This is a genomic window from Phyllobacterium sp. NPDC097923 (assembly GCF_044760925.1).
GTDB lineage: Bacteria > Pseudomonadota > Alphaproteobacteria > Rhizobiales > Rhizobiaceae > Phyllobacterium > Phyllobacterium calauticae.
On the sequence record NZ_JBIWBL010000001.1, the window covers coordinates 128918 to 145311 of the forward strand.

9 protein-coding genes are annotated in these 16394 nt (G+C 60.5%); 4 read left to right on the forward strand and 5 right to left on the reverse strand.

Annotated elements, in window-relative coordinates; genetic code table 11:
- Positions 1-59 precede the first annotated feature (59 nt).
- From ACIQWS_RS00665 to ACIQWS_RS00680, 4 genes are read left to right on the forward strand one after another with little or no spacing between them, the layout of a single operon-like run.
- Positions 60-953, forward strand: coding sequence for a metal ABC transporter substrate-binding protein (locus ACIQWS_RS00665; protein ID WP_403169245.1), 894 nt, complete (start codon positions 60-62; stop codon positions 951-953).
- Positions 950-1846: a manganese/iron ABC transporter ATP-binding protein gene (locus tag ACIQWS_RS00670; RefSeq protein ID WP_346307832.1), complete on the forward strand. Its 897-nt coding sequence runs from the start codon at positions 950-952 to the stop codon at positions 1844-1846. The genes ACIQWS_RS00665 and ACIQWS_RS00670 overlap by 4 nt, the downstream gene beginning before the upstream one ends.
- The gene (locus ACIQWS_RS00675) at positions 1843-2703 is read left to right on the forward strand and encodes a metal ABC transporter permease (RefSeq protein ID WP_288192570.1); all 861 of its coding nucleotides are present in this window, start codon (positions 1843-1845) and stop codon (positions 2701-2703) included. The genes ACIQWS_RS00670 and ACIQWS_RS00675 overlap by 4 nt, the downstream gene beginning before the upstream one ends.
- Positions 2700-3551, forward strand: a complete 852-nt coding sequence (locus ACIQWS_RS00680) for a metal ABC transporter permease (RefSeq protein WP_346307834.1) — start codon at positions 2700-2702, stop codon at positions 3549-3551. Before ACIQWS_RS00675 ends, ACIQWS_RS00680 begins: the two co-directional genes overlap by 4 nt.
- A 36-nt stretch (positions 3552-3587) precedes the next feature.
- Here the strand turns inward: ACIQWS_RS00680 and ACIQWS_RS00685 are convergent, their stop codons facing one another.
- From ACIQWS_RS00685 to ACIQWS_RS00705, 5 genes are all read right to left on the reverse strand, one after another.
- Positions 3588-12191: a GH36-type glycosyl hydrolase domain-containing protein gene (locus tag ACIQWS_RS00685; RefSeq protein ID WP_403169249.1), complete on the reverse strand. Its 8604-nt coding sequence runs from the start codon at positions 12189-12191 to the stop codon at positions 3588-3590.
- A 360-nt stretch (positions 12192-12551) separates the two neighbouring features.
- Positions 12552-13589 carry a sulfate/molybdate ABC transporter ATP-binding protein gene (locus tag ACIQWS_RS00690; RefSeq protein WP_346307836.1) on the reverse strand — a complete coding sequence of 346 codons (1038 nt, stop codon included), beginning with the start codon at positions 13587-13589 and terminating at the stop codon, positions 12552-12554.
- Positions 13590-13600: 11 nt separating this feature from the next.
- Complete coding sequence (cysW, locus tag ACIQWS_RS00695; RefSeq protein WP_403169252.1) at positions 13601-14485, reverse strand: sulfate ABC transporter permease subunit CysW; 885 nt, start codon at positions 14483-14485, stop codon at positions 13601-13603.
- Positions 14475-15335, reverse strand: a complete 861-nt coding sequence (cysT, locus tag ACIQWS_RS00700; RefSeq protein ID WP_403169255.1) for a sulfate ABC transporter permease subunit CysT — start codon at positions 15333-15335, stop codon at positions 14475-14477. The genes cysW and cysT overlap by 11 nt, the downstream gene beginning before the upstream one ends.
- A gap of 4 nt (positions 15336-15339) precedes the next feature.
- Positions 15340-16371 carry a sulfate ABC transporter substrate-binding protein gene (locus ACIQWS_RS00705; protein WP_223612242.1) on the reverse strand — a complete coding sequence of 344 codons (1032 nt, stop codon included), beginning with the start codon at positions 16369-16371 and terminating at the stop codon, positions 15340-15342.
- Between the last annotated feature and the right edge of the window lie 23 nt (positions 16372-16394).

Sequence of the window (16394 nt, forward strand, 5' to 3'; positions counted from 1 at the left end):
TTATGGAGTAACAATGGTGACGAAAAAGCTCACCATTTTCCCGGTTTGCTGGAGGCGAGATGAGATTTTCCCGACTGTTGATTGCTGTTTTCGCTCTTTTGACAATTCTTGGCCCGGCATCCGCTGCCGACGGCAAGAAGTTCAAGGTGGTCACCACCTTTACGATCATCGCCGACATGGCCCGCAATGTTGCGGGGGACGCGGCCGACGTGGATTCGATTACGAAACCCAATGCTGAAATTCATGACTACCAGCCGACACCCGGCGATATCCTGAAGGCGCAGGATGCCAATCTCGTCTTGTGGAATGGCCTTGGTCTGGAACGCTGGTTCGAAAAATTCTTCGGCAACGTCAAGAATGTTCCGAGCGCCGTCGTCAGCGAGGGCGTCGAGCCGATGGGCATTTCGGAGGGCCCCTATGAGGGCAAGCCGAACCCGCATGCCTGGATGTCGCCCAATGCCGCGCTGGTTTATGTGGAAAATATCCGCAAGGCGCTCGGCACGTATGACCCGGCCAATGCCGCCGTCTATGACCGCAACGCCGCGGCCTATTCGGAGAAGATCCGGGCAACGGTTGCGCCTATCCGCGACAGTCTTGCTGCCGTTCCCGCCGAGCGCCGCTGGCTGGTGACGAGTGAAGGCGCCTTCAGCTATCTCGCACGCGATTTCGGCATGAAGGAGCTTTATCTCTGGCCGATCAATGCCGATCAGCAGGGCACACCCCAGCAGGTGCGCAAGGTGATCGACAAGGTTCGCGCCGAGAAAATCCCGGTGGTTTTCAGTGAAAGCACGATTTCCGCTTCGCCCGCCAAGCAGGTCGCCCGCGAGACCGGTGCCAAATATGGCGGTGTTCTCTACGTCGATTCGCTCAGCGATCCCGATGGTCCGGTGCCCACCTATCTCGACCTTCTGCGCGTCACGGCACAAACCGTTGCCAAAGGCTTTACCCAGTGAGCGCGTCCTCCCAAGCGCTCGCCGGCCCCTCCGCTGCAAAGCGGGGGGCTGGTCTTTCCGTGCATGACGTGACCGTAACCTATCGCAATGGCCACACGGCTTTGCGCAATGCCAGCTTCGATATCCCGCGCGGGTCGATCACCGCATTGGTCGGCGTCAATGGCAGCGGCAAGTCCACCTTGTTCAAGGCCATCATGGGCTTCGTGCCCCTCGCCAGGGGATCGGTCTCGATCCTGGGTGAACAGGCGGGACGGGCGCTCAAACGCAATGTGGTGGCCTATGTGCCGCAGAGCGAAGATGTCGACTGGAATTTTCCGGTTCTGGTCGAAGATGTCGTGATGATGGGACGATATGGCCATATGAATTTTCTGCGCATGCCGAAGAAGCGCGACCAGCATATGGTGACTGCCGCGCTGGAGCGGGTCGGCATGACGGAATTCCGCAAGCGCCAGATCGGCGAGCTTTCGGGCGGTCAGAAGAAGCGTGTCTTTCTCGCCCGCGCGCTGGCGCAGGAAGGCGATATCATTCTTCTGGACGAGCCCTTCACAGGCGTCGACGTGCGGACAGAAGAGGCCATCATCGGCCTTTTGCGATCCCTGCGCGATGACGGCAAGGTTATGCTGGTCTCCACCCACAATCTCGGCAGCGTGCCCGAATTCTGTGACCGGGCCGTGCTGGTCAACCGTACCGTCCTGGCCTCCGGACCGACAGTAGAGGTGTTCACGCAGGCCAATCTGGAGATGACGTTCGGCGGCGTGCTGCGCCACTTCATCCTCGGTGGCGTCGATCTGCATGCCGATGCGGATCCGCGCAGCGTGACGGTGCTCAGCGACGATGAACGCCCCTTCGTGATCTATGGTGAACCCGAGGGGAAAGGTAAGCCGCAATCATGATGCAGCTGCTTCTCGAACCCTTTTCCTACAACTATATGATCAATGCCATGTGGGTCAGTGCGCTGGTCGGCGGTGTCTGCGCATTCCTTTCCGCCTATCTGATGCTGAAGGGATGGTCGCTGATCGGCGATGCGCTCTCCCATTCCATCGTGCCGGGTGTTGCCGGGGCCTACATGCTGGGCCTGCCATTTTCCATCGGCGCGTTCTTTTCCGGCGGTCTTGCCGCAGTCGCCATGCTGTTTCTCAACCAGCGGACAAAGCTGAAGGAGGACGCCATCATCGGCCTGATCTTCACCTCCTTCTTTGGGCTCGGCCTGTTCATGATGTCGCTGTCACCCGCCTCGGTGAACATCCAGACCATCGTGCTCGGCAATATCCTGGCGATCACGCCGGAGGATACGCTGCAGCTGGTCATCATCTGCGGGGTGTCGCTGGCTGTCCTCTTGGTGAAATGGAAGGATCTGATGGTGACATTCTTCGATGAAAATCATGCCCGTTCCATCGGCCTCAATCCGCCATTGTTGAAAATCCTGTTCTTCACTCTGCTCAGTGCATCGACGGTGGCAGCCATGCAGACCGTGGGGGCGTTCCTGGTTGTAGCGATGGTTGTCACCCCCGGCGCAACCGCCTATCTCCTGCATGACCGTTTCCCGCGCCTGATCCAGACCAGTGTGCTGATCGGAGCCTTGACCAGTTTTATCGGCGCCTATCTCAGCTATTTCCTCGACGGTGCCACCGGCGGGATCATCGTCGTGCTGCAGACGCTGGTCTTTCTCACCGCTTTTGTTTTCGCACCCAAGCATGGAACGCTGGCCGCGCGCCGCCGTGCCCGGCTGGCATTGGAGGAGGGGCTATGAGCGACCTAATCCAGCTTTTGTTGCAGCCGTTCAGCTTCGGCTTCATGCAGCAGGCCTTTGTTATCACGCTTCTTGTGGCAATCCCCATGGGCCTGCTCTCTCCCTTTCTGGTTCTGAAGGGTTGGTCGCTGATGGGAGATGCGATCTCGCACGCGGTGCTGCCCGGCGTGGTGCTCGCCTATATCGCGGGTATCCCGTTGGCAATCGGGGCCTTTGCGGCAGGCATGATCTGCGCCCTTGCCACCGGCTTCCTCAAGCAGAACAGCCGGGTGAAGGAAGACACCGTTATGGGTGTCGTGTTCTCGGGGATGTTCGGCCTTGGCATCGTCCTCTACACCAAGATCCAGTCTGACGTGCATCTCGACCACATCCTCTTCGGCGATATGCTTGGCGTGGCGTGGCGTGACATTGCGGAAACCGGGGTGATAGCAGCCGTGACCCTGCTGGCCCTCGGCATCTGGCGGCGGGATTTGCTGTTGCATGCGTTTGACCCGCAGCACGCGCAGGCCATCGGTCTGCCGGTCAAATTCCTGCACTACGGGCTGCTGTGCATCCTATCGTTGACCATCGTCGGCGCGCTCAAGGCCGTTGGCATCATCCTTGCCGTCGCCATGCTGATTGCACCGGGCTCCATCGCCTTCCTCTTGACCAAACGCTTTGAACGCATGCTGCTGGTATCGGCACTTGTTGCTGTTTCAACATCACTCGCCGGTATCTATCTGAGTTTTTTCCTCGACAGCGCCCCGGCGCCGACCATCGTCCTTTTGCTGACGGCAAGCTTCATTCTGGCCTTTGTCTTCTCCAGAAAAGCAGCCGCCGCCAGCGCGCAAGCACAGGCGGCGGAATAGGGTCGTCAACTCAGTCAGCGGCCACCAGGCCGCTGACTATTTTCCCGGCACGACTTCCACGAGTACCGTGTGTTCGCCCGATATCTCCAGCGGAATGCCCGCATCGGCTTTGGCCAGCTTCTTGCCGTCCACAGTGATTTTCCTGGCGCCCTTGGCGGCCGGTTTCACCTCGACGGTATAGCGCGCCTTGCCGTTGCGCAGCACGAAGCTGAAGCCGTCGGTCCATGCCGTCGGCAGGGCCGGATCGACGAACAGCCGGTCATTCCTACGGCTGATGCCGAGAATGCCTTCCGTTGCCACGCGGTAGAGCCAGCCGGCAGAACCCGTGTACCAGGTCCAGCCGCCGCGCCCGCGCATCGGATCAACCGAATAGACGTCCGCAGCAACCACATAGGGCTCGACCCGGTAGGATTCGGCCTTGTCGGCATCCAGCGAATGGTTCACCGGATTGAGCTTGCTGAACCAGCGATAGGCCTCGTCGGCATTGCCGAGCTTGGCCATGGCCAAGACTGCCCAGGTTGCCGCATGGGTATACTGCCCGCCATTCTCACGCACACCCGGCGGATAGCCCTTGATATAACCGGGCTCATGCCGCGTTTTATTGAACGGCGGTGTGAACAGTTTGATGATATCGACCTCGTCATCGACCAGATGCGTCGCAACGGACTGCATGGCCTGCTTGGCGCGATCGGGATCACCATAGCCGGAGAGAACGCTCCAGGACTGGGCAATGGAGTCGATCCGGCACTCGTCGCTGGTCTTGGAACCCAGCGGCGAACCGTCGTCGAAATAGCCGCGGCGATACCATTCGCCGTCCCAGCCATCCTTTTCCAGAGCCGCCTTGAGGCTTTCGATATGGGCTTCCCACCGCTTGATGCGGTCGGCATCCTTGCGCTGGCGGGCAATCGGCAGGGTGTCGCGCAGGGTGCTGATCAGGAACCAACCCAGCCAAATGCTCTCGCCCTTGCCCTCTTCGCCGACCCGGTTCATGCCGTCGTTCCAGTCGCCGGTGAGCATGAGCGGCAGCCCATGCGCGCCGGTGCGGGCGATTGCCAGATCGAGCGCGCGCGCCGCGTGTTCGTAGACCGTGACTTTATCCGCCGCGATTGTCGGCTGATAGAAAGCATCATGCTCGCCGTTTTCAAGAGCCTTGCCTTCGATGAAGGCGATCTGCTCGTCGAGGATGCTCATATCGCCGGTCACCGACGTGTAGTGGGCAATGGCATAACCGAGCCACACCACGTCATCGGAAATCATCGTCCGCACACCGGCACCGGATGTCGGCAACCACCAGTGTTGAACATCGCCCTCCTTGAACTGGCGCGCGGCGACATTCAGGATCTGATGCCGGGCCAGCGACGGGTCGAGCACCAGCATGGACAACGTGTCCTGCAGCTGGTCGCGGAAGCCAAAGGCACCGCTGGCCTGATAGAAGGCCGTGCGCGCCCAGATACGGCAGGCAAGGCTCTGATAGGGCAGCCAGCGGTTGACCATCACATCGAATGCATCATCAGGCGTATCCACCTGCAGACCATCGAGGAAGCCGGTCCAGATTGCCTTGGAGGCCGCAAGCGTCTTTTCAAACGGCCGCTTCAACTGTTCTGCGAGAATACGCCGTGCCTCGTTGGCACCGGCGGTATCGCCGATATAGAACAGGATTTCCCTGGTTTCGCCGGCCGCGATCTCCACATCGACGGCAAGCGCCGCGCAGGGATCGCCCCCCGCCTCGACGACGTTGGACAGGGTTTTAGCCTGCAGGACGGCAGCCGGCTGGTCCACCGATCCCAGGGGGCCGAAGAACTCGGTCCGGTCCGATGTCACCGATTGCGGTTTCACGTTTGCGGCGAAGAATGCCACGTGATCCTTGCGGTCGGTGCCGTAGGGATTGCGGGCAAAGAGCGCGCCGCTTTCCGTATCATGCGACGGCACGATGAACGGAGCCGTCTTGGCGCGGGAATTGCCGAGCATCCATTCGACAAAGCCATAGACACGCAACTGCTTGGCTGTCCCGCCATGGTTGGTGATCTTGAGGCTGGACACGCGCACCGGCATGTCCGTATCGATGGTATGGGTCAGTTCAAGGCCGACATTGCCGTGGCGCGACAGGAATGTCGAATAGCCCTGGCCGTGGCGGGTTTCATACTGAACCGATGGATCGCGCAGCACCGAGGCGGTCGGCGAGAATGCGGTTCCCTTGTCCAGATCAACGACGTAGAGCGCTTCGCCGGACCGGTTGATCACGGGATCGTTCGACCACTGGGTCAGCTGATAGTCGCGGCTGTTGCTCGACCAGGTGAAACCTGCGCCTTCAGCCGACACGTGGAAGCCGAAGCCCGCATTGGAGATCACATTGATCCATGGCTGCGGCGTGGTGGTCCGGTCGGCAAGACGGACGACGTACTCACCGGTCTTCATGTCAAAGCCGCCAAAGCCGTTCCAGAAGGCCAGTTCATTGCCGTCTGTTTTCTGGCGGCGCTTGCCCACCAGCTGCGTCGGTGCCGGTGCGATGCTGCGCATCTCGTCAAGGCCGGTATCGCCGGTCGCCAGAGTCTTGCCGGCCGGTATGGCGGCAACCGGCTGCAGGTCGGCGGACAGTTCCTCCGTGCGCTTCAGTTGTTCAACCAGCGTGCCGTTCTGCGCGTGCATGACAATGCGGGCAGAGGCGAGCAGGGTGTTGTAGCTCGCGTCGCTCATCTGGTCCTTGCGCACGGTGAAGATGTGGACGCGCGGGCCATACTGGCCGCCGCGGTTGCGGCTGTTCTCGCAGATCGCTTCGAGTCCGCGCTGGAAGTCCTGGGCGTAGGAGAAGGAGCGTTCGTTGATGACGACAACGTCAACCACAAGCCCCTTTGCCCGCCAGTACTCCTGCGCCTTCAGGACGTTCTTCAGCGTGTCCATGTCGGCTTCGTCATCGATGCGCAGAGCAAGGATGGGGAAGTCACCCGATATGGACATCGGCCAGAGGTCGGACTGGCTGCCAAGGCCGGAAGCGATGCTTTCGGCTGGCATGCGCAGGGCCTTGTCCGGATAGATCAGGCTGGTGGCGACGCGCTGGAAATCAGCGGCTTCGTCCGGATTGATCTCGATATGGTGCAGCCGCACCTGCGAGCTTGTCCAGGACAGCGAGAATTCGCGGGCAAAGCAGTCCGGATGGCGGAAGCGTGAAACGACCTCCTCCAGCTCGTGCCGGTCCGGGCCGACAAGGGTCCAGAAAACCAGCGTGACGCGCTTGTGCGCGGGAACGCGGACGCGGCAGCGCAGTGACGCGATGGGGTCCAGCACGAAGCCCTGGCTGCCGTTGAGGGTTACACCCTCGTCGAAGGCAACCGGATTGCGCAGGTTGCGGCCCCGGCCGATGAAGGCCCGGCGGTCGGTTTCCGCCTGGATTTCACGCATGGCGCCCGATCCGTCCGTGACCACGTGCGCCACGTGAATGTCGGGTTCGTTGCTGCCGCGCTTGCGGCGGGTGGCGTAGATCGTGTCGCCGCGCGGAACGATCTCGGTTTCCACGAACATCTTGGCGAATGCCGGATGTGCCGTGTCCGTATCGTCTGCGGTGAGCACCAGTTCGGCATAGGACGTCACTTCAATGATCCGGTCTTTCGTGCCGGTATTGGTGATGATGATGCGGCGGCCTTCGCCGTCGGAATCCGAAGCGACGATGGTTTCCACCGTCGACTGGATCGTGCCGTTTTCCTTGACGAATTCGGCCTTGTAGTCGGCGAAGATGGTTGTGCTCTTTTCGCCGGCTGCCCGCACAGGATCGCCGGTTGCCGACCACCATTCACCGCTGTCGAGATCGCGCAGGAACAGGAATGTTCCATAGCCGCTTTCCAGCGGATCCGGTTGGAAGCGGGTGATCGCCAGACCATTCCAGCGGCTGTAGCCGCCGCCATTGGCGGTGACCATGACGGAATAGTGGCCGTTCGACATGATCTGCGTGGCACGCGGAGCGGAAAGCGGGTTCTTGATGAAGCGGATGGAGGCCGTTTCTTCGCCGCTTTCCACGGCCTTGCGCATCGGATTGTCGGCCTTGGCCTGCAGGACAGGGATTTCGCGCGGTGCCTTTTCCTGCAGCAGCAGTTCGGCGGCTTCGATGACGGGATCCGAGTGGAAACGGTCGCGCATGCGGCCTTCGAATACCACATTGTTGACGGCAACGATCGACATGCCGTGATGGTGCGCCATGTAGTTGCGCACAATGGCATATTCCTCGTCTTCGCGCACGCGGGAGCGGGTGAAGTCGACGGCATCATAGAAACCGTACTGACCGAGCGCACCCATCGCGCGCAGGCGTTTCAGATTGGCCACGGCTTCCGCCGGGCGATACTGGCTGGCCATGATGCTGGCATAGGGCGCAACCACATAGTTCTTGGACAGGCCGCGTTTCAGTCCCAGCGTCGGGACGCCGAAATTGGTGTACTGGTAGTTCATCTCCGGATCGCGCGCATTGTAGGCGGCTTCGGAAATGCCCCAGGGCAGGCCCTTGGAATCGCCGTATTCAATCTGGCGCTGGACGATCAGCTTGTTGGTCTGATCCAGCATCGAGCCCAGCGGTTCGATCATGACCAGAGGCGGCATGAGATATTCGAACATGGAGCCCGACCAGGAGATCAGCGCACCGCGCCAGCCAACCGGCACCAGGAGACGGCCGAGGCGGAACCAGTGATCGACCGGGATATCGCCCTTGGCGATGGCAAACAGGCTGGCGAGGCGCGCTTCAGAAGCGAGAAGATCGTAGCAGCTTGCGTCGAGTTCGTTGGTATCGACGCGGAAGCCGATCGACAGCAGGCGCCGTTCCTTGCGTTCAAGGAAGGTGAAGTCGGTGTCGAAGGCCAGTTGGCGGGCGCGGGTGGCCAGCGAAACCAGCCGCTCGCGCAGGCTGTCGGTTCCCTCGTGGGTGCCGATGGCGTCGTCCGTATGGGCCTGGCAGGTCTTGACCAGAATCAGCGCCCAGCCGTTTGCGGTGGTGCTGAGCGGGCTTTCGAGTTCGCCGTGCAGTTCTTCCGTCAGGCGCTGGATGTCACCGGCGAACAGCGAAAGGTTGATGGTGCGCAGCGATGCCGTTTCCGGCTCTTCCTTGATGGTCGTGATGGCGCGACGGAAATTGGCCACCCGCTCGTCAAGCCGGCGGCGCAGGGGCCGCAGGACGCGGCGTTCATCCGGAATGTCGTTGATCGCCTCTTCGAGAATATCGCTGACGTCGAGGATGCCGTCGAGATCGCTTTGCAGATAGACGGACGGAGCCTCCGCCCATTTTTCCAGCGCGGAAGATAGTGCCACCAGATGGCCGGCGAGATTGCCGCTGTCCACCGACGAGACGTAGAGCGGCAGGAGCGGGCGCAGCGTGGTTGTTTCGTACCAGTTGTAGAGATGGCCGCGATACTTCTCCATCTTTTCCAGCGTGGAGAGCGTGTCGTCGATACGGGTCAGCGTCTCGTTGAAGCCGATCCAGCCGAAATCCCGGGCCGCCACGGTCGACAGCAGGTACATGCCGATATTGGTCGGCGATGTGCGCGTGGCGATAACCGGATGCGGGTCCTCCTGGAAATTATCAGGCGGAATGAAATTCTGTTCCTTGGTGACGAACGTATCGTAGTAATGCCAGGTGCGGCGGGCGAAGCGGCGCAATTCGCTCTTGTCGGAAGAACGGACATTCAGATCATCGAGCGGCTTGGCCGAACGGCTGACCAGCCAGGCAATGATCGGCGAGAAGAACCAGATCACGGCAAACGGCACAGCCAGGTACCAGGCACGGCTGTGGGTGGCCAGCGGCAGCGCGATGGCGACGGCAGCCACGATGATCGCGGGCCACATCAGACGGGTGTAGTATTGCAGCGTGTCAGGGGCGCTGGCTTTCGCCTGTGCCGCCGCCCGCCATTCCAGCAGGTTCTTGCGCGATATGAAGACGCGGTAGAGCGTGCGTGCAATGGCATCGGCCATCAGGCAGGCCATGTTGGCAATGAAAGTGATGCGCAGGGCGATATCGGCGGCGCCGGAGAAAATGTCGGTGAGGATCGCCTGGAAATGGCCCTTCAGCGACAGGTTCATGTTTGTCGGAACAAGATTGGTGAACAGGATCATCGTCGGGACGATGAACATGCTGAAGATCATGAAGAACTGCCACAGGGCAGCGACGCCGGGCGGCAGCAATGTCCAGCCGGCGATGGAGGCGATGATCCAGAAGACCGGCGTCAGCGAGCGACGCAGATTGTCGGTCATCTTCCAGCGCGTGACGGCGGTCACACCCGGCTTTGTGCTGAACAGGTAGGGCAGGAGCTGCCAGTCGCCGCGCGTCCAGCGATGGTGGCGCGAGATGTCGACATTATAGCCTGTCGGATAGTCTTCAACGACCTCGACGTCACTGACGAGCGCCGCGCGGGCATAGCCGCCTTCCAGAAGATCATGGCTGAGAACGGTGTTCTCGTCGATCTTGCCGTCGAGCGCCAATTCGAAGAAATCGACGTCATAGAGGCCTTTGCCGGTGAATGTCCCTTCACCCAGTACGTCCTGATAAACGTCCGAGACGGCAAAAACGTAGGGGTCGATACCGCGGTTGACCGAGAAGACGCGCTGCAGGAACGAGGCATCGTCACCGGTGGTCAGCGAGGGAGTGACGCGCGGCTGCAGGATCGCATAGCCGCTGGTCACACGGCCGGATTTTTCCTTGTAGATCGGGCGGTTGAGCGGATGGCTCAGCTTGCCCGCCAGGCGGTTGACCGAATCCGGCGTGAGGCGCGTATCGGAGTCGAGCGTCATCACGAATTTGATGTCGCCGGGCACCTCCTCATTGCTGGGGAAATAGGTTGTGTCCTTGTCGCCGCGCAGCAGGAGGTTCAGCTCATGCAGCTTGCCGCGCTTGCGCTCCCAGCCCATCCAGCGGCTTTCCTGCGCATTGTACAGGCGCTTGCGGTGCAGGAGGAAGAAACGCGGGTTGCCGCCTTGCGTATAATGCTGGTTGAGTGCGGTTACTTTTTCACGGGCGTAGTCGAGAATATCGAGATCGTTTTCGTTCTGCTCGACCTTGCTGTCCGCCCAGTCGGTGAGCAGCGCGAAATAGATTTCGCCGCGCGGATTGGTCAGATAGTGCACCTCAAGATTGCGGATATGCTCGTCGACGGAATCGCGCGAGGTGATCAGCGTCGGCACCGCGACGAGGGTTTTCGCCTCGGGGGGCAGGCCATTCTTGTATTCAAAACCGATCAGCCTGGTCGGCGGCATGAACATGGGAATGATCCAGTTGACGAAACCATTGGCGGTTTCCATCGTCGGGAACACTGCCAGGACTGTCAGCAGCAGAACCGTATCGCTCGGCAGGCCGTAACGGCGCAGCCAGTAATGGATCAGGAACAGAATGCCGATGGAAATGACCGAAGCCGGAATCCACAGGCCGGCGAGCCCGAGTGTCTTGTAGAACCGGACCCAACGCTGCAGCACGGTTGGGGACGAGCCGCAGGTTTCTTCCAGCTCCGAGCGGCCGTCGCCGTCGAGATAATAGCCGACGTCGCGCTTGCGCTGCACGGTGACGCTCTTCTCGTCCCCCTTGGTTTCGGCGCTGTGGTGGGCGAGGTCGAGGGCCGCCTGGGTGATGTCCTGCTCGCTCTTGCCCGAGCGTCGGGCGATCTTTTCAATCGCCACGCGATAAGCATTGCGGGAATGGAAATCGAGCGCATCAAAATTGGAATGTTCGCGCAGCACCGCATCGACGCCGCTGACCGTCTCGAACCAGGTGATCCAGTCGACGTCGTCGATAGCCTTCAGGCTGCGGATGAGGTTGCCCATGGTCACGCCGCCGGTGGACTGGCGCGTATGTTCCTGGATGATGGCGTCTTCGGCGTCGCTGCCGTTCTTTTCCAGCTCTTCCTCAAGCCAGGCGACAGCCGCACCGGAGTGCATGGCGCCGCCGCGCAGGCGGTAAAGCAGATGCGTGGCGAAGGTGCTGTCACGCGCGGCAGTGGTGTACTGGGCCAGAAGCTGCGGCAGGGTATCCTTGTCGGCGTTCAGCGTGATTTCGTCGGCAACGCTGTTGGCATAGGCGCGCATGCGCCGCGCCCGTTCGACGCGCAGCGACAGCCGGCGGGCGTTTTCGATGAGAATGAAGCGCACGGCGGAGGGCAGAGCCCAGAGTTCGCCGATATGCAGGGGCGCAACCGTCTGGAATCCTTCGACCACCGCTGTCAGGCTGTTGAGCGAGAACTGGCTGTCCGTATGGGCCGCATAGAGCCAGGCCAGTGCCATGACGCGCGGGATTTCCGGCTTGCCGGCCAGCGGCGGCAGCTGGCGGAAAAACTTCTTCGGAAGATCGCGCTCCACCTGTTGGATGTTCTGGTCGACGAGGTAGTAATTGTCGAGGAGCCACTGGGCCGCCGGAGTAATCGTCTCGCCCTTGCGTGCAGCCGCGTCGGAGGAGCGATAGGAATGGAGGATCAGCCGGGCATTTTCGACCGTGCGCTGTTCGAACACCATCGGTTCGTAGTCGGGCAGGCGGATATCTTCCCCGCGCGCCACGCGCGCGCCCAGGTCCCGCAGGTCGTCGATGGATTTGTAATGGGCTCTGATTGGATTGGGTTGGACCGAAAAAATCTGACCAACGGCATTCTTCTGTGGTGTGAAAGATTTAAAAAAAGACAGTAGGGCCATTTGCCTTCGTTTCGGTTGTGAAGAAAAAATCTTCAGGGCTGCAACACAGACGATAATAACGGGTCGACCGACCCATGGAGAAGTTTACGATCTAATCGGGTACGATCAACTAAGCTACCACCACTTTCATCCTTGCCGATCAGTTTTGATGAAAATGAGTCAGATTGCCATTTGTTTATCTTAAGCAATTCGTAGCGGGCTGCACAGGGGCACAGCGCGCAAACTCCTTTGCAGCTGTTTGCCAACGGGGATGGGCTTTGTGAACAGACTGTTTCTGTTTTGGTGAACAAGCCTTGACGACCGGGCAGCAAAAAGCCGGAGCTCATGGAACTCCGGCTTCGGGGGCAGAGGCCGAAAGGGTCAGGCCTGCGGAAAGACCCGCCAATGCTTCGGCCGAAAGGCGACGCGGCTCTTTTCCCGGGCCGGATGATCGGCCGGAATTTCAATCTCGACGCGCTCCGCCGCGCCGCCGATTTCGAGCTCCACGCGCCTTGTCGCACCGACACGGCGGCTGGCAATGACGGTTCCAGCAATGCAGCCGCCGCAACCGTCGATCAGCTCAACATCGTGCGGACGGAAATAAAGCGTCGCGTTGCCGTCGGGTGCATCGCTTTTCAGGCCGAGTGTGCGGTCCGCAAGCCATACTTCGCCATTGTCGATGCGTACGGTCAGCGAACTTGATTCGCCAATGAAGCCATAGACAAACGGCGAATTGGGCGTGTCATACACCTGATCCGGCGTTCCGATCTGCTCGATCTTGCCCTGGCTCATCACCACCACGCGGTCGGCGAGCTCCAAGGCTTCGTCCTGGTCATGGGTCACGAAAACCGTGGTGTGCATGGTCTTGTCGTGAATTTCCCGCAGCCAGCGGCGTAGCTCCTTGCGCACTTTCGCATCCAGTGCGCCGAACGGTTCGTCGAGCAGCAACACGCGCGGTTCGATCGCCATGGCGCGGGCAAGGGCAACGCGCTGGCGCTGGCCGCCGGAAAGCTGGGCCGGATAGCGCTTTTCCAGGCCGCCGAGCTGGACGAAATCGAGCAGCTCCGACGAACGGCGGCGGATTTCCTCATTGCTCGGCCGGCTGGCGGAGGGGCGAACCTTGAGCCCGAAGCCGACATTGTCGATCACGGTCATATGGCGGAACAGGGCGTAGTGCTGGAACACGAAGCCGACATTGCGCTCCTGCACGGATTTGAGCGATGCATCCTCGTCGCCGAAAAACACCTTGCCTTCGGTCGGGGTTTCCAGCCCGGCGATCAGGCGCAGGAGCGTCGTCTTGCCAGAACCGGAGGGGCCGAGCAGTGCAATCAGTTCACCCGAATTGATATCGAGCGATACGTCGTGCAACGCCGGGAAGCGATCGAATTCCTTGCGCACACCACTTACGCGAACGTCCATGTTTATTCCTCTCAGTGTCCGCCATTGGCTGCCAGTTCCGCACCGTATCTCAACTCCAGCAGGGTCTTGAGAACGAGCGTCACCAGCGCCAGAAGCGCCAGAAGCGAAGCCACCGCAAAAGCAGCGACCGTATTGAATTCATTATAGAGAATTTCGACCTGCAGCGGCATCGTGTTGGTCAGGCCGCGAATATGGCCTGAAACGACGGATACCGCGCCAAACTCCCCCATGGCCCGGGCGTTGCACAAAAGCACGCCGTAGAGCAAGCCCCATTTGATGTTGGGGAGGGTGACATGCCAGAAGGTCTGCCAGCCATTGGCCCCGAGGGAAAGCGCCGCTTCCTCGTCGGTCGTGCCTTGCTCCTGCATCAGCGGGATGAGTTCGCGCGCCACGAAGGGAAATGTCACGAACACCGTTGCGAGCACGATGCCGGGAACGGCGAACAGGATCTCGATTCCCTGTGATTTGAGCCAGGGGCCGAGTGCGCTGTGCGTGCTGAACAAGAGCACGTAGACAAGACCCGATATGACAGGGGAAACCGAGAACGGCAGGTCGATCAGCGTCGTCAGGAATGCCTTTCCCTTGAACTCGAACTTGGCAATGGTCCAGGCCGCCACCACCCCGAAGACGAGATTGAGCGGAACGGCAATGGCCGCCACCAGAAGGGTCAGGCGGATCGCGGCGAGCGCATCATGGTCGGCGAAGGCTGCGAAATAGGCGGCGGGGCCCTTGCGGAAGGCTTCGAAGAAAACCGCGATCAGGGGCAGGAGCAGGAACAGGCCGAGAAAAACCAGCGCCACGCCGACGAGGATGAAGCGCGCCGTGCGACTTTCGGTGGTTGCCGGATGCCAGGAACTGGCCGCAGCTTCCGGCGGTTGCGGCAAATCATGTCGCATAACCATACCTCCTGCGGCTCCAGGCCTGGATCAGATTGATGACGAAGAGCATCGTGAACGAAATCAGAAGCATGATGGCGGCGATGGCCGTTGCGCCGGTATAATCGAACTCTTCCAGGCGGATGACGATCAGCAGCGGCGCGATTTCCGAGATATAGGGAAGGTTCCCGGCAATGAAGATCACCGAACCATATTCGCCGACCGCGCGGGCGAAGGCGAGGGCAAAGCCAGTGAGGATTGCCGGAGTAAGGCCTGGTAGCAGCACCCGTGAGATGGTCTGGAAGCGCGTCGCGCCGAGGGTGGCCGCCGCTTCCTCCACTTCCTTGCGGATTTCTTCCATGACCGGCTGCACCGTGCGCACGACAAAGGGCAATCCGATGAAGATCAGCGCGATGGTGATACCGACAGGTGTGAAGGCGACCTTGATGCCCAGCGGATCGAGCCAGCGGCCGATCCAGCCGTTCTTCGAATAGAGGGCTGTCAGGGCAATGCCTGCAACGGCGGTGGGCAGGGCGAAGGGCAGATCGACGATAGCATCGATGATCCGGCGGCCGGGAAAGCGGTAGCGCACCAGAACCCAAGCCACGATAACGCCGAACACGACGTTGATCAGGGCGGCGATAAGCGATGTGCCGAAGCTGATTTTCAAGGCGTTCAGCGTGCGCGCGTCCGTCGCGACGTGCCACATGCCGCCCCAGCCTAGCGAGGCGGAGCGCCAGACCAGTCCAGCCAGCGGGATGAGGACGATGAGGGTCAGGTAGGCAAGAGTGAAGCCGAGCGTCATTCCGAACCCTGGAATAACACTCGGCCTCTTAAACCGCCAACCTGCCTTGGCAAGGTTGGAGATCATGCTGTTACTTTTTCGGCTTGTAAATCTGGTCAAACGTTCCGCCATCTCCGAAGTGATAGGGCTGTGCTTTTGCCCACCCGCCGAAGATTGGATCATCGATTGTCACCAGTTTCAACTCCGGCAGTTTTTTCAGGAGATCCGCCGATACCAGCTTGGGCTCGGAAGGGCGATAAAAGTGCTTCGCTGCAATGGTCTGGCCTTCTGCCGAGTAGAGATACTGGAGATAGGCTTCAGCCACCTTGCGCGTGCCCTTGGCATCGACATTGCCGTCGACAACGGCAACGGGCGGCTCGGCAAGGATGGATTGCGGCGGCACGACAATGTCGAATTTGTCGGCACCGAATTCATCGGAGGCAAGATAGGCTTCGTTTTCCCAGGCAAGCAGCACGTCGCCAAGTTCACGCTGGGCAAAGGTCGTGGTCGATCCGCGTGCGCCCGAGTCGAGCACCGGGACATGCTGGAACAGATTGCCGATATAGTCCTTGATCTTGGCTTCGTCGCCGCCGTACTGGCCATTGGCCCAGGCCCAGGCCGCAAGATAATTCCAGCGCGCCCCGCCCGATGTCTTGGGGTTCGGGGTGATGACTTCGACCCCATCCTTGATGAGATCGCCCCAGTCCTTGATGCCCTTCGGATTGCCCTTGCGCACCAGGAAGACAATGGTCGACGTATACGGTGCGGAATTGTGCGGATATTTCGTGCGCCAGTCAGGATTGATCTTTTTGGTTGCCTTGGCGATGGCAGAGATGTCGCTTTCAAGCGCCAGCGTCACCACATCGGCATCGAGCCCGTCAATCACCGAACGGGCCTGCGCGCCGGACCCGCCATGCGATGTCTGGATGGTCAGCGTTTCCCCGGTATCCGCCTTCCATTTCGCCGCAAAAGCCGCGTTGTAGTCCTTGTAGAGCTCGCGGGTCGGGTCATACGAGACGTTCAGCAGCGTCGTATCCGCATGGGCGGCAGACAGCGATTGAAAGGAAACTGTTGCGGCGAATAAAGCAGCCGCAAGCGATAGGGATATACGGGAATGTTTCATGCCTGCCTCCGTGTAGTGTGACC